Origin of the sequence: Anoxybacillus andreesenii, from assembly GCF_030813005.1 — a bacterium.
Lineage (GTDB): Bacteria > Bacillota > Bacilli > Bacillales > Cytobacillaceae > Robertmurraya > Robertmurraya andreesenii.
The window spans coordinates 125,796-145,333 of sequence record NZ_JAUSTU010000008.1; the positions used below are offsets into that span (position 1 = coordinate 125,796).

At 40.8% G+C, this 19,538-nt stretch carries 20 protein-coding genes and 1 tRNA gene; 5 read left to right on the plus strand and 16 right to left on the minus strand.

Annotated features, from left to right (window positions below; all coding sequences use genetic code 11):
• Positions 1–9 precede the first annotated feature (9 nt).
• The 5 genes from J2S07_RS10215 to J2S07_RS10235 are packed head-to-tail and all read right to left on the minus strand — an operon-like array spanning position 10 to position 4,667.
• Positions 10–612, minus strand: coding sequence for a nucleotidyltransferase family protein (locus tag J2S07_RS10215; RefSeq protein WP_307150291.1), 603 nt, complete (start codon positions 610–612; stop codon positions 10–12).
• Entirely contained in the window at positions 609–1,604 is a 996-nt protein-coding gene (locus tag J2S07_RS10220) for an XdhC family protein (protein ID WP_307150292.1), read from the minus strand. The genes J2S07_RS10215 and J2S07_RS10220 overlap by 4 nt, the downstream gene beginning before the upstream one ends.
• Before the next feature lie 18 nt (positions 1,605–1,622).
• Positions 1,623–2,099 (minus strand): (2Fe-2S)-binding protein, encoded by a 477-nt coding sequence (locus J2S07_RS10225; RefSeq protein WP_307150293.1) that lies wholly within the window; start codon positions 2,097–2,099, stop codon positions 1,623–1,625.
• Positions 2,100–2,103: 4 nt separating this feature from the next.
• Positions 2,104–2,640 carry an FAD binding domain-containing protein gene (locus J2S07_RS10230; protein WP_307150349.1) on the minus strand — a complete coding sequence of 179 codons (537 nt, stop codon included), beginning with the start codon at positions 2,638–2,640 and terminating at the stop codon, positions 2,104–2,106.
• Positions 2,532–4,667 (minus strand): xanthine dehydrogenase family protein molybdopterin-binding subunit, encoded by a 2,136-nt coding sequence (locus J2S07_RS10235; protein WP_307150294.1) that lies wholly within the window; start codon positions 4,665–4,667, stop codon positions 2,532–2,534. The genes J2S07_RS10230 and J2S07_RS10235 overlap by 109 nt, the downstream gene beginning before the upstream one ends.
• A 186-nt stretch (positions 4,668–4,853) precedes the next feature.
• On the opposite strand from J2S07_RS10235, the gene J2S07_RS10240 reads away from it, so the two are divergent.
• Positions 4,854–6,281, plus strand: a complete 1,428-nt coding sequence (locus tag J2S07_RS10240) for a hypothetical protein (protein ID WP_307150295.1) — start codon at positions 4,854–4,856, stop codon at positions 6,279–6,281.
• A gap of 102 nt (positions 6,282–6,383) precedes the next feature.
• On the opposite strand, the gene J2S07_RS10245 is transcribed toward J2S07_RS10240, so the two are convergent.
• The gene (locus tag J2S07_RS10245) at positions 6,384–6,845 is read right to left on the minus strand and encodes a hypothetical protein (RefSeq protein WP_307150296.1); all 462 of its coding nucleotides are present in this window, start codon (positions 6,843–6,845) and stop codon (positions 6,384–6,386) included.
• 250 nt (positions 6,846–7,095) lie between these two features.
• Here J2S07_RS10245 and J2S07_RS10250 point away from each other — a divergent pair, with 250 nt between their 5' ends.
• Positions 7,096–7,311, plus strand: coding sequence for a hypothetical protein (locus J2S07_RS10250; RefSeq protein ID WP_307150297.1), 216 nt, complete (start codon positions 7,096–7,098; stop codon positions 7,309–7,311).
• Between the two features lie 357 nt (positions 7,312–7,668).
• On the opposite strand, the gene J2S07_RS10255 is transcribed toward J2S07_RS10250, so the two are convergent.
• Positions 7,669–7,742, minus strand: a tRNA-Pro gene (locus J2S07_RS10255).
• Positions 7,743–8,056: 314 nt separating this feature from the next.
• On the opposite strand from J2S07_RS10255, the gene J2S07_RS10260 reads away from it, so the two are divergent.
• Both J2S07_RS10260 and J2S07_RS10265 read left to right on the plus strand, forming a co-directional pair.
• Positions 8,057–8,731, plus strand: coding sequence for a response regulator transcription factor (locus tag J2S07_RS10260; RefSeq protein WP_307150298.1), 675 nt, complete (start codon positions 8,057–8,059; stop codon positions 8,729–8,731).
• Positions 8,728–9,732, plus strand: coding sequence for a sensor histidine kinase (locus J2S07_RS10265; RefSeq protein WP_307150299.1), 1,005 nt, complete (start codon positions 8,728–8,730; stop codon positions 9,730–9,732). Before J2S07_RS10260 ends, J2S07_RS10265 begins: the two co-directional genes overlap by 4 nt.
• A 20-nt stretch (positions 9,733–9,752) precedes the next feature.
• Here the strand turns inward: J2S07_RS10265 and J2S07_RS10270 are convergent, their stop codons facing one another.
• The 4 genes from J2S07_RS10270 to speG all read right to left on the minus strand — a co-directional run bounded on the left by J2S07_RS10270 (position 9,753) and on the right by speG (position 13,833).
• Positions 9,753–11,675: an ABC transporter permease gene (locus J2S07_RS10270; protein ID WP_307150300.1), complete on the minus strand. Its 1,923-nt coding sequence runs from the start codon at positions 11,673–11,675 to the stop codon at positions 9,753–9,755.
• A complete protein-coding gene (locus J2S07_RS10275; RefSeq protein WP_307150302.1) occupies positions 11,662–12,438 on the minus strand; it encodes an ABC transporter ATP-binding protein in 777 nt (258 codons plus the stop codon). The genes J2S07_RS10270 and J2S07_RS10275 overlap by 14 nt, the downstream gene beginning before the upstream one ends.
• 160 nt (positions 12,439–12,598) lie before the next feature.
• Complete coding sequence (wrbA, locus tag J2S07_RS10280) at positions 12,599–13,210, minus strand: NAD(P)H:quinone oxidoreductase (RefSeq protein ID WP_307150303.1); 612 nt, start codon at positions 13,208–13,210, stop codon at positions 12,599–12,601.
• Positions 13,211–13,308: 98 nt separating this feature from the next.
• Positions 13,309–13,833 (minus strand): spermidine N1-acetyltransferase, encoded by a 525-nt coding sequence (speG, locus tag J2S07_RS10285; RefSeq protein ID WP_307150304.1) that lies wholly within the window; start codon positions 13,831–13,833, stop codon positions 13,309–13,311.
• Positions 13,834–14,092: 259 nt separating this feature from the next.
• Between speG and J2S07_RS10290 the strand changes: the two genes are divergently transcribed.
• Positions 14,093–15,058 (plus strand): DMT family transporter, encoded by a 966-nt coding sequence (locus J2S07_RS10290; protein WP_307150305.1) that lies wholly within the window; start codon positions 14,093–14,095, stop codon positions 15,056–15,058.
• Between the two features lie 129 nt (positions 15,059–15,187).
• On the opposite strand, the gene J2S07_RS10295 is transcribed toward J2S07_RS10290, so the two are convergent.
• From J2S07_RS10295 to J2S07_RS10315, 5 genes are all read right to left on the minus strand, one after another.
• On the minus strand, positions 15,188–15,847 hold the full coding sequence (locus tag J2S07_RS10295) for a VTT domain-containing protein (RefSeq protein ID WP_307150306.1): 660 nt from the start codon (positions 15,845–15,847) through the stop codon (positions 15,188–15,190).
• 126 nt (positions 15,848–15,973) lie between these two features.
• Positions 15,974–16,435, minus strand: a complete 462-nt coding sequence (locus J2S07_RS10300) for a CBO0543 family protein (protein WP_307150307.1) — start codon at positions 16,433–16,435, stop codon at positions 15,974–15,976.
• A complete protein-coding gene (locus tag J2S07_RS10305; protein WP_307150308.1) occupies positions 16,432–16,929 on the minus strand; it encodes a CBO0543 family protein in 498 nt (165 codons plus the stop codon). Before J2S07_RS10305 ends, J2S07_RS10300 begins: the two co-directional genes overlap by 4 nt.
• Positions 16,930–17,095: 166 nt before the next feature.
• On the minus strand, positions 17,096–18,565 hold the full coding sequence (locus tag J2S07_RS10310; RefSeq protein ID WP_307150309.1) for an Msr family ABC-F type ribosomal protection protein: 1,470 nt from the start codon (positions 18,563–18,565) through the stop codon (positions 17,096–17,098).
• Complete coding sequence (locus J2S07_RS10315; protein ID WP_307150310.1) at positions 18,565–19,458, minus strand: putative RNA methyltransferase; 894 nt, start codon at positions 19,456–19,458, stop codon at positions 18,565–18,567. Before J2S07_RS10315 ends, J2S07_RS10310 begins: the two co-directional genes overlap by 1 nt.
• Positions 19,459–19,538: the final 80 nt, after the last annotated feature.

Consider the following 19,538-nt stretch of genomic DNA (forward strand, 5'->3'; position numbering starts at 1 on the left):
AAGGAACTCTTAAAAAACTTCTTTAATCCTCTCGTATGCTTCCCTCGTATCCACATCCCAAAAGCATTTTGCCGCTTCTGTCTCCAATAGGCTACCTCTTTCTTTGTGTACTCCCCTTATGAGTCCCCTTGCCCCTACATCTCCTTGTAATTTCATAAATTCTGGAAAAAAAGCACTTGAAAATAAAATAGGAGGACGAATTCTATCATTCAAGCAATATCCGAAAAAATACTTAGAACCATCCTTTCGAAAGGCACTCACAAGATCGTTGAGCATCTGTACTGTTACAAAGGGTTGATCGGCTAATAGAATGATTGCTCCATCTGCCTTCATCCTTATTGCTTCACTTATGCCAGCTTTGATGGAATAGGACAGGCCTTTTGCGCTTTCTTGCGAAACAATATTCGACCAGTTGCCTGATGACAGATGAGGGTGCAGCCAACATAAGGAATCACCCTTTTTTGTGATAACCAGGACATGATCGATCAAAGATTCAAGAGCTGCCTTTAAGGCCACTGAGCCTAAATAAGAATTACCAAGCTTCAACATCAATTTATCGGTGCCCATTCTTCTGCTTTGTCCCGCAGCAAGATAAATCCCTACGATTTTCAAGAATGATGTCCCCTTTTAATCGAGATGAGTTCTGCTAGGATGCTGACCGCAATCTCCGTCGCTCCACGAGCGCCAATCGCTAACCCAATAGGAGCCGAGACCCAAGATGGAATTTGCCTTTGCCCCAACAAACGCTGTATTCTTTCCGTGGAACCCAATATCCCTAAGTAGGTCAGCTTCTGGTCCAGGAGGAAAGCTACGATCTCCTGATCCCGAAAAAGATTGTGAGTCATGACAATCACATAATCCTCTTGTCGGAAATGGATCCTTTGAAAAATATCATGGGGAAAGCCTAAAAGACACTGCTCCGCCTTCGGAAAATGCCTTTCGTTACAAAGGGATTCGCGCCAATCACAGACCATGACGGAAAAACCAATCTGGGCCGCCAATTCAACCAGCGGCCTCGCATCCTCTCCCGCTCCAAAGACAAACAATCGTTTTCTTGGTGTAAAAACATGGGAGTAAACGAAATCTGATAAATCAGTTCCCGATTGAGTACCCTTTTTTTGATATGCCAAAAGCCCACGGTCGTTATCGCCAAAATACTTACCAGCGTTCGCAAAATACCCCGAGGATTCTACTTGAAAATCCCCGTTTAATTTCTTTAGATGAAGGACCTCTCTGCCCATCGATAACTGCTCATGGACCTGCTGTAAATGTCCCTTTAAGCGTTTATTCACGGGCTCCAACAAAATATAAAGAGTTCCTCCACAGCCCATCTCTAATTCCCATGTTTCCTCATCCGTTATCTTTAAATCATACATAACCGTATGGCTCATTCCATTTTTCAATACCTCTTGGGCCCGATGGCTCAAATCCTCCTCAAGACAGCCAGGGCTAATAAGGCCCATTTTGCTGCCATCCTCAAAAAATAACATTGAGGTCCCTTCCTTTAAATAAGCCGTTCCCTCGACATGAATGATCGTGGCTAGCACACACGGCTTGATGTTCTTCATGGCCAACTCGATGATACCGAAATCATCCTGTACCATTCTCACGACCTCCCGCTTCTATGGCCCTTTAGGCAAGTGAATCACGGATTTCACTGCCTTTTCAATTTCCATATATCCTGTACAGCGACAAATATTCGATTCGAGCCAGGCCGTTATTTCTTCATCGGAAGGGTTCTTCTTCGTTTCTATCAAAGAATGAGCATTCATAATAAAACCAGATGTACAATAGCCACATTGAAAAGCAAACTGATCGACAAACGCCCCTTGGATTGGAGCATTTAATCCCTCTATTGTTAGAATTTCTTTTCCGATTGCTTCGACCGCCAACATAAGACAGGATTTCTGAGCTGCCCCATCTATATTGACCGTACACGCCCCACAATCACCATTGAGACAGCCCGGCTTTGCTCCCGTTAACCCTAATTGATACCGCAATACATCTAAAAGAACGTCGGCATTTCGAAAAGTCACAGCTCTTTTCTCCCCATTTATCAAGAGGGTGGTACTTACTCTGACTGAATCCGAACTCTTCATCTCCCTATCCTCCCAACTCATGCAACACATCATGAAGGGTATTCTTTAACACAAATAAGCGATATTGGGAAGATCCCTCCGTATCATTCAAAATTAGTACGTCTAAGCTATGAAGTGCAAGCTCGATTCTTTGTTCATCGGAAAGATCCCTTCTATTCAGTGCACCTTCAATTTGCTTCGCTCTAAAAGGAAAATCGGTAAGACCGCTGATTGCCACCCTTATTTCCTGACCAACCTTAAGAGCGGCAACGGTAATGAGTGGGTAACCGGTGTCCCATTGCCTTCTACGCTTGATGCTGACAAATGGTTGTTCAAGATAAGCCCGGTTTGTCACCATTTGCACAAGCAGCTCACCCGACTCCAGCAAAAGCTGTTCCTGAAAGATTTCGTTAATCGGAACAGAGCGAAGCCCCCTATGACCGGCCACTAATACTAAACTATCCGTAAGTAAAAATGGCAGGACAGCTTCACGGTAGAAAATCGTACCACATATATTTCCACCAACGGTAATCTTATTTCTTGCCGTTCTGCAAAGGCCAATCCCATGCTCATTGCCCCCATCACCTGACCAAGTGCCGCTTTATGATTCAAGACTACTCCAATATCCACTACGGTTGCAGCTCTCACCAACTTATAGGTAAAATCCCTTTTATCATATTCTACTTCAACACCATGAGCCGCCACGGTCCACTCTGGTCCAGGCTGACCAGCACCCGTTTCAGGATCTAGATAGGTCATTCTTCTAAGAATATAGTTTCCATAGCCCACAATTTGGCCACCAATTGAATTTCCATTTGGAAATTTATAGCCATACACAACATCCTTCAGCATTAATCCAACCTCTGGTTCATCCTTTAAGAACACTCTTCCAAAGGCGACCTCCAGATCCTCGGTTGAGGTTCTTAATACACAGGCGGCGACATCTTTAATCTGTCGAATGACATCCTCCGCTGCTTCTAGCACCGCTCGCCCCGCCATAAAGACGCCCCTGCTTGCGACTGTTTTCCAGTGCTCTGGTGTTGTTTGGGTATGGACATCCATTTTTACATGAATTTGATCGACGTCCATTTTCATTCTTTCCGCTAGAATTTGAGCGAGTATCGTCTTCGTACCCGTTCCGATTTCCACGACCCCCGACATTAAGTTCATGCTTCCATCTGAGTTAAAAGTAATAATCACACCTGAGCTTGCATCCGTATCAATCGTAGAGGTTTTCCAGCTGCAGGCGATCCCTTTTACTCGTATCCTTCTGTCATCTACCTCTGTTATTTCTCCCTGATCCCAATCCAACAAATCCTTCAAGCGATCGATGCAGGGCGGTAGATACCCAACCGTATTTTTGTTTAATACTACCTGTGTAGGTGTTGTGTCCCCTGGTAGGATTGAATTCCTTTTCCTGAATTCAAGTGGATCCATTCCAATCTTCTTTGCCAGCATATCCATCGTTCGTTCAAAGGCAAAGAGCACCTCAGAATGGCCAAATCCCCTAAATGGGGTGCCATAAGGATGATTCGTGTATACACATAGTGAATCACACCAAACATTGTCAATATTGTAAGGGCCTATACAATCCACTCCACCCGCGCGGCTAACATCGATTGCCTTATCGGAATAAGCACCCCCATCAAACCAATACACCATTTCTGCGGCAGTAATCATACCTTCCATTGTACAACCAATCTTGACCAATGCTTCTAATCCCACATGGCATGGAGCGGTTGTCAAATCCTCTTCTCTCGTATAAACAATTTTTACCCGTCTCCCGCCAACTGCCCGAGAGGCTAGATAGGCGAGAACTTCCCATTGAATTGGGGCCTTTCCTCCATATGCTCCTCCGACCAAAGGGGTCTCGACAATGATTTTTCCAATGTCTATCCCAAAATAGATGCCCATTAATCTTTTGACCATAAAGGGAGCCTGTGAGGAAGTCGTGATATGCACATAACCATCTGGCTTGATTTCCGCTGTAGCAGCTCTCGTTTCCATAGCCGAGTGACTAGAAGGAGAGAATCCATAGGTTGCTTCTACTGAAACCTCCGACTGGCTCCAGCCGTTTTCTATATTTCCTTTACGAATTTTGGTGACATTCGATATATTTGAATGGGCGATAGGATAGGCAGTTCCTAATTTTTCATAGGACATTAGGTTTGGATGGAGTATAGGAGCATCTTCTTTTAGGGCTTGCGTTGGAGAATTGATGACTGGAAGTAGTTCATACTTGACCTCAATTAGATCTGCGGCTTTCTTGGCAATTTCATATCGATCTGCCACAACAAGAGCAACCGGCTCCCCATAGTAACGAACTTTATCGACCGCAAGCGGAGGTCGATCCCTAATTTCCTCTCCTGTAAGAGGGAAATCATGGCTGCCTACAATGATTGCCCGCACCCCAGGTATTTCTCTAGCCAGTGAATCATCAATGGAAAGGATCCTTGCATGACCATACGGACTTGTTACAATTCTTGCATGGAGAGAGGGGCCAGAAAGCTCATCAGCTGTATACTTTGCCCTCCCTGTTACCTTGTCAAAGGCTTCTTTTCGAATCACACTTTTCCCAATAATATTCAAACGATCACCTCCATCTTCCCTCCTTATCAATATATAGATTGAATTAGCAAAGTCATTCCAATGAAATGAAAAAAGGATCTCTATTTAAAGAAATCCCTTCTATTACTTATAGTGTCTCACCAAAGCCCATACGAAAGCATATCTTATGTTACAAAGTTTTTATTTTGCTTGAAGGGAGTTCTTTACATGGAGCTTACTGCAGCACATTGGATGTATTTGGCTGGTACTGTCATCATTATTCTCACGATGCTTTTTCGCCAAAATGTAGTTGTTCCTTCGATTATCGTCTCATTCTTGGTCGGCTGGATATATACAGATTCCTTTACAGCTGGATTGCAAACGATCTTTAATGCAAGTTTGACTGCCGCTGGAGAATTATTTAATATCTTTCTCATCATCGCCATCATGACGGCCTTACTTCATTCACTCAAATCACTAGGGTCCGATCAACAAATGATCACACCTTTTCAAAAGGTCATGAAAAATGGACATATTTCCTTCTGGGTCATTATTTTTGTTACCTATGCCATCTCTTTGTTCTTCTGGCCAACCCCTGCTGTCCCATTAGTTGGTGCATTGCTAGTTCCTGTAGCAGTAAGAAATGGGCTGCCACCGATTGGTGCCGCAATTGCCATTTCTCTAGCTGGTCAAGGAATGGCTCTCTCCTCAGACTATGTCATTCAAATCGCCCCCACTTTAACCGCAACAGCCGCTGGGGCAGATGTTAGTTTGGTAGCTGACCGCGCTTTTGTCCTCTCCATTATCACAGGAATTGTCGCAATTGTAATAGCGTATATTTCTCTGAGAAAACATATTCTACAGCCTTCTAATCAGCATTTGATTACCTGGGAGCAGTCAGGGGAAAACAGCCAGGTTGATGAAGATTTAGATGAAAAGCTCACACAAAAAAGCAAATTCAGCTTACTCTTTGCTGTTCTTGTTCCTCTGACATTCCTGATCATCATCGGGTATATGGCCCTTGCAAAATTCTCTGATGTCCTCCCATCCATTGAAGGTGGTACAGGAGCAGCGCTGATTGGTGGAGCCTCTTGTATTCTCCTCATCATCGCCAGCATGTTCAAGAATTTGCGGACCTCTCTCAACAATGTTAGTGATCATATCGTCAAAGGGTTCCTCTTCGCCTTCAAAGCGATGGGACCCGTCATTCCTATAGCAGGTTTCTTCTTCATGGGTAGCAGCGAATTAGCAGCGAAAATACTAGGGACAAATGCAGATGAAATGCCCTCTTTCCTATTTGACTTAGTCGTTGCAGGCCAACAATATATACCGGAAAGCTCACTTCTGGCTAGCTTCGGCATCCTTTTAATTGGGATGATTACGGGGTTAGACGGATCAGGATTCTCCGGGTTACCATTAGTGGGTTCACTATCAGGAGCATTGGGTGACAGTGTCGGAGTGGATGTGGAGACATTAGGGGCCATTGGTCAGATGGGGGCCATATGGGTTGGAGGCGGAACGCTCGTTGCCTGGTCCTCATTGGTTGCTGTGGCAGGATTTGCGAAAGTTTCGGTAATGGAGCTCGTAAGAAAGAGCTTCCTGCCTGTTATCATTGGGTTGATTGCATCAACCATTATTGCAATCTGGATTTTCTAAAATACCAAAACCATATTCCTTTCGAAAATAGCCAATAAAAATAAGTGCCTAGTCTCATTTTGATGATTGACCAGGCACTTTTTCCCCAATTCATTAATTTCCTTAGGCTATTCTTGACCTTTCCGTAAGAAGTTTTTGTAGCACTAGACCAATGAATACGCCTGGTATCACACATAAAATTGGGAGCCAAACTGGACCCAATAACACACCAAACAAACGAACCTGGGAAGAATAAATACATCCAACCGTGACAAAATAAGCGGACATGACAAATGGAAGAAAGGAACAACGCTCTTTTCCCCCTCCTGCGTCCTTCCACGCATCCCACATAGCATAAAAATACAGGCAAGGATAAAACATTAACCACTGATAGTTGGCTTGTTCAATAGCATGTTCCGTTTCTCCAAGAAAGCTTAACCGAATAATTTCATTGAAATTTCCCTGAACGTTGATGACAAACTCCAATATTAAGAGAACGATTCCTTTGACGAGTCTCCCATTCAAAAATTGCCCAAATCCAGGCAGCGCAATACTCCATAACAAGGTTTCCTTCGGACTTGCCACATTTTTCTAGCCCCTCTCTAAGTTATTCCTAGATGGCATCGCTCTTATTGCCCCATTACCATCATCATAGGTTTAATATTTCCTACCACAGTAGGATATATAATTTTGGAATTCGAAATATCATGAGGTCTGATCCTGCCTTGATCAGTAGGGAATAACTCCTATCTTCCCCACATTCCATCCAGAAAGGACTATCCTTCAAAATAAGGGAACATAATAAACATAAAAACAAATTGGAGGAAACTTTCTAATGAACTTTCAGCAGCTTGAACAGTTAGGAGACAAATTAAGGGAGATTGGGCACAGAAGAAGACAATTAGTTGAAAAAATTTATCAAGAGGTGAAAGAAGGGGATGAACAATCATCCAAAGAGCTTTACAGAGAATTAAGCAGTGTCTCTGACCAAGCCATCAACATTATTGAACATCAGAAGCTGCTATTCGATCAGGAACTAAGCCAAATGTAAAAAAAGGGAGCTGTCAGAAAAGTCCCAAACACGCTTTTCCTAATACAGTTACCCCATTTTTTAGATAGCCTTTTATATTTGATATTACAAAAATACTGTGTAATAGAGATCGAGTATTTATGGGTAAGGAAATTCAAATAGCTACCCAATAAGGGCTATTGGGTACTGCCCGAGCGTAAAAAAGGTACAAGGTATACCCTATCTGGAGCTTAGATTATGGCATTGCCCACAACATCCTGAAAGTAGTAGGTTTCCTCCAGCTACTTTCAGAGGATCTCAAAAAAGCAAGTGGAGAAAACGAATGTTTTCCTCCACTTGCTTTTTGAGGGGTTTTTTCAGGCAGTCCCCTATAATAAGTCGGGAAGACAGGATTCGAACCTGCGACCCCTAGCACCCCATGCTAGTGCTCTACCAAGCTGAGCTACTTCCCGATGGTCTTACCCTTATTATATAGGAAATTTTGTTCCGGACAAGGGATTGTCAACCTAAACAGAAACATTACTAGAATTGAACATTTCTACCCCGTTACACAATCTGTTGAGAATAAAAATATTGTAGAGGAATATGATTGTGGGCGCGATCCACGACGCCCACATTGTCGACCTATACACAGAAGAAATAGATGGCTGTAACAGACACCACCCTTACTAAAATATTTTATTAACCTGTCTTTTTTTCTACCCTTCGGGGTATTTTTTTGGTCTAAATTTCCCCTTTTCTGTATACTAAAACGTAGGTGATGAACATGTACAAGGTGTTAATAATTGAAGATGATCATAAATTGAGAACCTTAATGGGGCAATACTTAACAAAATGGAATTTTCAACCCGTTTTGGTTGAAGACTTCGAGCATATCGATCACATAGCGGAAAAGGAAAGTCCACATATCATTCTTCTGGATATCAACCTCCCCGTTCAGGATGGTTTTTATTGGTGCAGTAAGCTCCGCCAGCTTTCAGATGTACCGATTATCTTCATTTCATCGCGTTCGCAAAGTATGGACATTGTCATTGCGATGAATATGGGGGGAGATGACTATATCCAAAAGCCGTTTTCACTAGAAGTGTTGGTGGCAAAAATGAATGCCGTCTTAAGAAGATCCAGCTCTATTCAAAATTTAGACAAGGAGCTACTTACGGCTGGGGAGCTTACCCTGAACCTGCAGAATTCCTTTGTCGAATGCCAGAGTAAAAAAGCATCTCTTACCAAAAATGAGTTTCAAATCCTTTATCTCTTGATGAAAAAGTCCGGTCAAATTATTTCTAGGGATGAAATCATGCGGTCATTATGGGAGGATGAACAATTTATCGATGACAATACCCTTACTGTAAACGTCAATCGACTGCGAAAAAAGCTGGAGGAAATCGGGGCTGGAGACGCCATTACAACGAAGAAAAGACAAGGATATTTATTGCAATGAAATGGAAAAACTACCTTCGCGATAGTCGCCTGCTTTTGCTCACTTTTTTCTTGGCACTATCCATTACAACCATCATTATATGGCTCGATCCAAACGTCCATATTCATATAAGCAACCTGTTGTATTTATTGCTCATACTGGCCATCCTTTTTTCATCTTATCTTGTCTTTGATTACCGGAGAAAAAAAGGATTCCTTCGTGAAATAAAAGAAAAGGTGGAAACTGGAACTATTTTAGAGCCTTCCCAAGTTCACTCATTCGAAGAGAAATCCTATATCGTACTATTAAACATTCACAAAAGACAATACGAGCAAAGGCTTGAACAAATACAGAATGAGCAAAAAGAATGGCATGAATACATAACCTCCTGGGTTCATGAGATAAAAACGCCAATCTCCGTAAGCAAAATGATGATTGAAACGGACCAGAAAATTGGCAGTCTGGAAGAAGAAATAGAGAAAATTGAGCATTTAGTTGAACAAGCCCTTTATTTCAATCGAACGAGTGATTTTAGTAAAGATTATTTTATTCAAGAAATGGATGTCGAACAGATCATCAAGGAGGTCATTAAGAAGAACCGGAGATTGTTTTTTTCAAAAAAAATAAGACTGCAATTATCCTTTTCCTCTTTAGAGGTCTTGTCGGATAAAAAGGGACTTATTTTTATCCTCGATCAGTTCTTGTCGAACTCCTTAAAATACACACCAGTTGGTGGGGAAATAGTCATTCACATCGATCAAAATGAAAAAAGAATAACCATTCGTGATAACGGAATCGGTATTCCTGCGGAAGATGTGCCAAGGGTATTTCAGAAGGGCTTTACAGGTAAAAACGGCAGACAGGTGGCCTCATCAACGGGAATGGGATTATACTTAGCCAATAAAATAGCCGACAAATTAGGGCACCAGCTTTCCCTTCAATCGCAGGAAGGAAGCTATACCGAAGCTTCCATCTGTTTCTCAAAAACCGTTCAAATGTTACGGGAAGAATTCACCCGATAAAAAAAGGACGTGGCACCACGTCACGTCCTTTCCACGATGGAATAATATTTTCTTAGTGTAATAAAATAGTAAATCAAATAAATAGCCAAATACAGGATGATGATACTTATAAATGGAAGTAGCATATTCATTTCTGTAAACCTAGCAAGTGCCACAATTAAGAATGAGCTATTAGGAATGGCAATCACCATAGGCAGTAAAAAGACAGGCAATAATTGTTTGGCAATGGTAGCTTGAATTTGCTTTCGGTTCATGCCAATTTTTCGAAGGACATCATATCGCCCTTGATCCATAGTCGCTTCGGTCAGTTGCTTGTAATGCAGCATACTACCGGTGGCGAGTAAAAAGACAATCCCTAAAAAACCACCTATAAAAATAAGAAGGCCATACGTTTCGACACCTTTTTGATATTCCTGAAAAAAGGAAGAGAATATCATGGAGCTTCTATCTACGTTACTATCTTGAAAAACTATTTCTTCAATCTCCTTCATCACAGATTCCATTGATTTTTCATTTTTCACTTTATAGACTTGCATTTCTTTCGCGATGGTTTGCTCTTTCAGCTGCGCATAGTCTTCATTATTGATGACCATTGGAAAACTATAATAGCCTTGATTTAGTACTGGTTTATCTACATATTTGCTAATCGTGAACCTATGATCCTCAATCGTCACCATTTTTCCAGTATAAGGGTCATTATGCTGATTCAAATTTCCATCACTAAAGACGATGGCTTGATTTTTTTCAACACCTACATGGTCATTACCCAGCTTTTCAGCTAATTGCTGATAATCCTTCTCTGATAATAGGATCACTGGGAATTGATCGGGCCATCTTCCTGTTTCCGAGAGGTCCCCTTCAACCTGCAAATACTCAATGCGATCCGAAAAAATAATTTCATGTTGTTTGCTATCGTGAATGAACCTTGCAATTTTTTCATCGATCTCTTTATTTTCCGATGTATACATAAGACTTAACGGATAATTGTCCTCCGCCACGGCCGTGATGTTTTGCTGGACAGCCCAAATGGCTCCCAAAACAAAAAGTGTCACCGTGCTTAATAAGGCAATCATCGACAGAATAAGCATGTTCCCCTTCATTCGAAAGCGCAAATGGGAAACACTAATTAAATTCGTGCCCTTCAAATAAAGCCCTTTGACTTTCATGATCCTTTCCAAAAATACAGCGAATACCGAACGAATAAAAAGAAAAGTCCCAATTAGAATCATGAGCAAGGAAAATAAGACGGCTTTGAAGCCAAATTCCTTGTATATAGCAGAATCACTTGGTTGAAGCAAAATAGAATATCCAACGAGAAGAGCTATTAATGCTGTAATTGCAGCTATCTTCGAAACCTTTAGCTGTTTTTCTCCCTGCTTTTCAGCTTTAAGCAGATCCAATAATGAATAACGGTAAATCATCCGATAATTATGGATGGAGGTCACGATAATAATTACGATGAAAACGACCAATGTTTGAACGATCGCAATGGCAGATACTTCAAAATTTGCAATAACGGAGAAACCCATCAGCTTAATGAGCAGCATCGTAAATAGCTTAGAAAGAAAGATGCCAATTCCCATGCCTATCCCGAGCGCAACGATTCCCATGATAAAATTCTCATAGAATAAAAGCTGAGCGACTTGCTTTTTCCGCATTCCAAATAAAGAATATAGGGCAACCTCTTTTTTCCGTTTTCTTATAAAGAAATCATTGGAATACCATATAAAAATTGCTGAAAACAGCAGCAATACTACAGATGCTGCTAGAAATGCTGGCTCCACCTTTCCAAGGGCCGTTGCAGACTCGTTAATTTGCTTATTATACTGAAGTGAAACAAATGTGAAGTAAATGACCATGCTGAAAACCATTGGATAAAAATATAATAGATAATGCTTCGTATTTAATTTAATATTCTTTTTTGCAAGGCTAAATAACGTCATGATGCCCACCTCCCCCGAGGGTTGCGAGGATATCAATGATTTGCCCGAAGAATTGCTTGCGGCTGTTGTCACCCTTCCTTATTTCAGTAAAAATGGATCCATCCTTAATAAATAGGACACGGCTGCTAAAGCTTGCTGCATAGGCATCATGGGTGACCATTAAGATCGTAGCTCTCTCTTGTTTGTTTAACTCAGCAAGAATACCAAGCAGCATGTAGGCAGATTTGGAATCCAGTGCCCCTGTAGGCTCATCGGCAAATATTAAGCTTGGATTTGTAATAATCGCTCGTGCCGTTGCCGTTCTTTGCTTCTGCCCTCCCGAAATGTTAGAAGGATAGGATGGTAAAATATTTTCAATCCCAAGGGATTTCGCTACTCTCTCTACCCTTTTCTCGATTTCATAAGGCGGCACATTCGCTAAGGAAAGTGGAAGAATGATATTTTCCTTCACAGTTAATGTGTCAATTAAGTTGTAATCTTGAAAAATAAACCCTAGTTGGTCTCTACGAAAATCCGCTAAATCTTCTTCCTTTAATGTAAGAATGTTTTGTCCATCTATGGTAATCTTACCTGATGTAGGTGCATCAATCGTTGATAACACATTTAATAGAGTCGATTTCCCTGCTCCTGATGGCCCCATGATGCCTACGAATTCTCCCTTAAACACCTCTAGCTCAATGCCATCCAATGCTGTATAAAGATTACCCTTCGCTCCAAACACCTTTTTGATATTAGCAGCTTCTAAAACAACCTGATTTTCCATTTCATCCATCCTTCGTTTATCTTATAAGCCTACTATAAAAGAAACGAAAGGCGGCAACCATAACCTTTCCTTACAATTTTTTCTTCCATTCTTACAGTTTTGTAACCTTTATTAACAATAAAAGCCAATCGAATGTTTTTTCGATTGGCTCTGTCTGAATTTATGCGTTGCCTTTCTTCACCCATTCTGCGACTGTAACGGTACGTTTCGCTTGATGTTTGACCGCACTCTCAACATTTTCAATCATCTTCCCGTCCTGTCCAACGGTTACACTCGTCCCATAGGGATTTCCCCCGGCTCCAAAAATGACAGGATCTGTATAACCAGGTGTCGCAATGATGGCACCCCAATGCATCATCGAAGTATATAAAGACAATAATGTCGCTTCTTGGCCACCATGTGGATTTTGTGCAGAAGTCATCGCACTTACAACCTTGTTCACGGTCTTACCTGTGGCCCATAGCCCTCCTTGAATATCAAGGAACTGTTTCATCTGGGATGGCATATTTCCGAAACGGGTCGGGACACTGAAGATAATCGCATCTGCCCATTCTAGATCATCGGAGGCGGCAACAGGTACGTCTTTCGTTGCCTCAACCGTTGCTTTCCATGCTTCATTTCCTTGGATCACCGACTCTGGTGCTAATTCCTGCACCTTTAACACTCTAACCTCAGCACCTGCCTCTTTGGCCCCTTCTTCCGCCCATTTGGCTAATTGAAAATTGGTCCCACCCATACTATAGAAAATGACTGCTAGTTTAACATTTGACAACTTATCCAACTCCTTTGATTTCCCAAGACTGTATTAAAAACACTTAATTTACCCCTCATATCGTTCCCTGATATTTATCTTCTATACAATTTTTTTCTTCACTCATTTGAAGAATTACCTATGTATTGATGCTGAAAAAGGCACATTCTGATTGCATTATGGTATTCACCATCTACAAAAAACTCGTCAATCAATTCTCCTTCAAATTGGAACCCAAGCTTTTTATAAATATGAATGGCCTTTTCATTATTTTTATCAACAATTAAATACAGTTTATATAGGTTTAATACGGAAAATGCATAATTCATGGCAAGCTTGGTCGCAGCCTTGGCATAGCCGTGGCCTTGATGCTTTGGATCAATGATAATTTGGAATTCGGCCCTCCGGTGGATATAGTCAATTTCAACGAGCTCAACAAGCCCAACCATTTCACCGGCGCTTTCCACAATAAATCGTCGTTCTCCCTGATCATGAATATGCTTGTCATACAGATCCTGCAGTTCAACAAAAGCCTCGTAAGGCTCTTCAAACCAGTAGGACATAATGTTGGCATTGATGTTTAGTTTATGGACAAATCCTAAATCAACTCTTTCTAATGGTCTTAACTTCACTCCATCACTCATGATCTCCATCCTCCGAGTTCATCAACTAGCGTTATCCATATTATAACGAACTTCCAGCTTCTCCTCAAAAATATATGAAATAGGACTAATACTATATTCAATAATCGTTCGTTCATCCCTTATTTTCCCGAATACTTATTTCTAGGTTTTTGTGAAAAAGTGATTCATAATAATCATATCCGTCTAGTAGCTGAACCATTAATTTATACCGGATACATGTGGCAAAAAATATGACATCATTATAGGGAGTTAGATTTTTTTGAAAAGTATTTTTGAAAATAAATGGGGCGTAATGGGGCTTGCGACTCTTTGTACATTGCTTTGGGGAAGTGCCTTTCCTGTATTAAAAATAGGTTTTTCGGAGCTTCAGATTGCAGCGGGAGATACAAGTGCTCAAATTGTTTTTGCGGGAATTCGATTTTTGCTGGCTGGTCTTATCATTCTTGGATTTCTTCTCATGAAGAATCCCCAGCAAGTAAAAGTAAAGAAAGAACAAATCCCGATCTTAGTCGTATTCGGGATTAGCCAAACAGCTGTCCAGTATTACTTCTTCTATGTCGGGTTATCAAAAGTCAGTGGCATGCAAGGATCTATCCTTAATTCGAGCGGTATCTTTCTAGCGATTATTCTAGCTCACTTTTTCTATCAAAATGACAAGCTCAATTGGCAAAAATCGATTGGAATCTTAGTTGGGTTTGCTGGAATTATTGTGGCGAACTGGGGGCAAGAGCTTCAATTTCAATTCCATATAACGGGAGAAGGATTTATGATTTTGGCAGGAGTGACAACGGCCATTACGACGATCATGACAAAACAGCTTGCGATCGGTATCCATCCAATTACTCTAACTGGATGGCAGTTAACGATTGGTGCGATTGTATTGCTAATCATCGGAGTCCCACAGCTCAGCCAAGGCGCAATCGTTTTTACACCCTTCGGTTGGGGACTTATCCTTTACGCTGCCTTGTTATCGGCAGTAGCGTTCACCTTATGGACAGCGATTTTGAAATATAACAAGGCTGGAGAAATCAGCATCTATAATTTCCTCACTCCGCTCTTTGGTGCAACCCTATCTGCCTTCTTCATTCCAGGCGAGAAATTTAACCTATTCATTCTAGCTGCACTGGCATTAGTGACTTTTGGAATCATTATTGTGAATTATAGAGGGAAGAGGGAGGCCGTTTTTACCAAAGAGACAGCTGTTCATCATGGGGTTGGGAAATAACTTAGGTACCTCCCCTCGCAAGTTCTATGAAATTAGAAAAATCGAAGAGCTGAGCCTCCCTTCATCTACGAGTAGAGCTTAGCCCTTCGATCCGTATGCCTTCATAGAATAAATATTCGGGTAAAATCCTCAGCGTTTCCCACTTGCTCTATTATCCAGCTTCGATTTAAGATAACCAATGATCGCTGGAAGAACGGAAACGAAAATAATAAGCAAAATAACCGTCGAGAAGTTTTCTTTAATAATGGGAATATTACCGAATAGATAGCCTGCCGTTGTACAAATGCCCACCCACAATGCTGCACCAACTACATTGTAAACAAGGAAATAGCGATAATTCATGCGGCTTGCTCCCGCAACGAATGGAATAAACGTTCGAATAAAAGGCATAAAGCGAGCAATCACAATCGTCTTTCCACCATGTTTATTAAAAAACGCTTCCGCTTTTTCCATCTTTTCCCGATTAATCATCTTACCAAGCCAACTATCGGGAGGGATCGATGTTCCAATCTTTTTTCCGATATGGTAATTCACGGTATCACCAGCAACTGCGGCTGCAAAAAATACTACTATCAATAATAAGAAGTGAAAGGATCCTAATGCAGCAAAGGCACCACTTGCAAATAATAATGAATCCCCAGGTAAAAACGGGAAGATCACTACTCCTGTCTCTACAAAAACAATTAAAAATAAAATAATGTATGACCATCCACCAAAGATATCAATAATTTCTACAAGATGTTCATCAATATGAAGAATAAAACTGATCAGTCCCCGAATTAAATCCATATATGTACCTCTCTTTTTTCGACTTTCAAAACTAATTATTGCCTTTTTGGATAGAAACCGCAAGCCACAGCTATATTATTTAGAAAGGTAACACATACACTTAAGTATCTATATGGAATTTTATTATTATTCTTTTGCAAAGAACCACTTACAAAATTGATGTACTACAAATAACGCAATACCTATTGTCACCCAAGTAATATACCATTCCCAGTGTATGTACTCGATGAGATCCGTATATTTTTCGATAATAACTTCAATAGCCGTTAATATAGAGACAAAACCAACATAATATCCCAATTGAATGGTCTTGCCCTGATTATGGGGATACCATACGTTAAAGGCCGCACATACGACTGGAAAAGCATAATACTCGTACGTGAAGCTAGTCCGATTCACAGATGCAAATAACCGAACAGGATAGGCAAGCAGCCCCAATTCTACGACGACTAAGCCGATTAGAAAAGTAATAACCTGCGTAGCCAAAAAAGCCACAACAGCAAGCCGCATTTTATTTTTCGGGATGAAAACAAGGATACTTGTCGCGATCGCAAACACGGATATGAGGATCCACCATTCCATTCTCATTCGGTCGCCCACCGCTCTGCTTGAGGAGAGGATTTATCTTTAAAAAATCTATTACAGCAGACCTGACTTACATAAAAGAGGAAGCTAATGTATCCCCACATCCCATACCAAGTCAGAAAACCATACTCCAATAAATCTGTGTATCTCTCAATCACCATATCAAACAACGTGACAGCAGAAACCCAAACAAAAAAGTACAGAAATTTAGACCATAGACTTCCCTTCACCCGTCTATGAATGTAATATATGGAAAATAATACGGGATAAAAAATATAATTAATGGTAAGTGCGAGATTTGTTGCTTTTGGTAAGAGTCGTACAGGAGCACTTAACAAATCATATTTAAATGAGGGCATATCACAAAGCCAAATGATTGCTTGAAAAACCATAAATGCGATAATACCCACTCGGTGATCTTTTCGTGGAATCAACAGTAGAAAGCCAATAATACCAACCAACCACATGGCTAAAAGGATCCAATGCTCCAGCAGCATGTATCATAAACAGCCCCTATACGATAAGATAGTTATTGCTTTTTGGTAGTAAGAGTTTTTCCATTTTCTCTGAACATATACAAACTTTGCAGGGATCCCTGTCTTCTACAAAAAAGGCTGGATCACATTGGATCCAGCCAAAATTAAAACAGCCGCAATCCCTCATTTAGGGATTGTTCATTGCATGCAATTTTTTATCTTCAATAACATAGACACAATCAGCCACTCGATCAATAAAAGTACGATCATGGGAGACAAGGAGAATCGTTCCCTCATACGCTTTTATGAATCGTTCCAGCGCTTCAATACAGTAAACATCTAAGAAGTTTGTCGGTTCATCCAAAACGAGCACATTATATCTTCCTAAGAACAACTGACACAAAACTAGTCGAATGGCCTCCCCACCACTTAAATGGCGGACATTCTTTTTCACATCATTGCCTGTAAAACCCATAGAATGCAGGACGGAACGAATTTTCCTTTCATCATAATCGCTCCTTTCTTTCATATAGCCGAGGACCGATTCATCCATTGTAAATTGATAATCCATCTGTTCATATGCCCCAATAACCACTTTTGGAGACAAAGTCACCCCATCACCCCGATTCAGGATGTGGCGAAGCAATGTTGTTTTCCCAGAACCATTCTTTCCAGTAATGGCAATGGTTTGGCCTAACGGGAACTGGAAGCTAGCTTCTTCAAGGAGGATCTTCTCCCCCGCTTTTAGAGTTAGGCGATCTGCCATAATCGGGAATTTATTGTGTAATTGAAGAGCATTCGATTGATGAAAATGAATCATTTGCTCCTCTTTCGGAGCCTCCACCGCTTCAAGCTGTTCCACTCTCTGCTCTATCGCTTTTGCCGCTCGTTGAACCGCCTTTTGGCTCGTATCCTTTGACTTGGTCATAAACATCTTATTCGCCTTTGCTTTTGTTTCCTTTTTGGACATGCGTCCATTCGCCTGTGTAATTTTCTCAGCCTTCTTCATTTTTTCTTCTGCAGCTTTGATCAGACGGGTTTTCTCTTTTAGATATTTTTCATGCTGATCCTGTTGCTGCCTTTTCTGCAGTTCCTTTTGTACAACATAGTCCGAATAATTCCCTGTATATTCGGTGACTATTCCATCTTCCACTTCCCAAATTTTTGTTACCAATTTGTCTAATACAAATCGGTCATGACTCACAAGCACAAGAGCACCGTAATAATAAGTCAATTCCTCAATAAAAAATTGGATCCCTTCTGTATCAAGATGGGTGGTTGGCTCATCAATGAGCAACCCTTCATGGTAATTAGAAAAAAGCTGTGCTAGCTTCAGCCTTGTCAACTCTCCTCCGCTAAAGCTCTCCACTTCCGTTTCGGGAATAGACAATTTCCCTTTTAGCTCGTATTCTACCTCTGTTTTTTCAGGAATGGTTAATTGATCAAAATAAGCAAAATCGATAAAGCGTTTCACTTGCCCGTTCTCTGGCTTCATTTGACCATTCATCAGTTTCAAGAGGGTGCTCTTACCAGCTCCGTTTTTTCCGACAATGCCAATCCGGTCAAACTGATGGACAGCAAGTCGTGGAATGCTTAATACTACTCTATCTAAAAATGATACTTCAATATTCTCCAATTCAATACATACCTTTTCCATTACGCTCCATCTCCTTTCGTCTGCTTTTTTACTCCGACCAAAATATCTAAATCTACGGTAATATCGGAAAAAGCTTGATTTATAAATTGATGCAATTGCTCCTTTTTCGAATTCCAGGCGATTGGAGACATTTGAACTAAATACAATAATTCTAATTGCGATAGCCTCGTCGTATAACTAACATGAATCATGTCCACTAGATGAAAATGCTCTTTAAAAAGGGAAACGGTTTTATCATTTTTATAGACCAGTTTGTCAGTATCATCGAAACATGCATCCCGAAGTTCCTTGAGATAATGAGGACCGGGAACAATCTTAACAATGAGGCCATCAGAAACTAGAATTCTTTTGAAATCTGTATAATTGGCAGGTGATAGGATATTCATTATGACCTGACAAGATTGATTGGCTAAGGGTGAATTGGCTAAATCACCAACAAGCCAAATGGATTGCCGGTAATGTCTTGCCGCCATTCTAATGCCTTCCTTTGAAATATCTAAACCAATCCCCGTCATTGCTTCATTCTTACATTCATCTAAAATCCTTTTTAAATGCGAACCTTCTCCACACCCCGCATCAAAGATCCGAATCTCATCATTAGACGGAGGTATCCTTTTATTGATAACCTCTGCAATCTTCTGATGCAGCAATGCATACAAGTTACTTTCCATAATGATTTTTTGCCTTGCTGCAAATAACTTTTTGTCGTAATGACTATTTGTAGAACGAATCATCATGTTCACATAGCCTTGTTTGGCAAAATCAAACGAATGATTGTTTGAACATATGAGGCTTTTAAAATCTACTACCTTCATGGGACTGTTACAAAGGGAACACCTAATAGCTCGTATATTTTTTCGAACCATTTCGGCACTTTTTTCTTTCTGAGTCATGATTTCTTCCTCCTTTTGAAAACAAAAAAATCACAAGCATCTGCCTGTGATCTGCGAGTAAAGGGAAAGAGACCCATCCT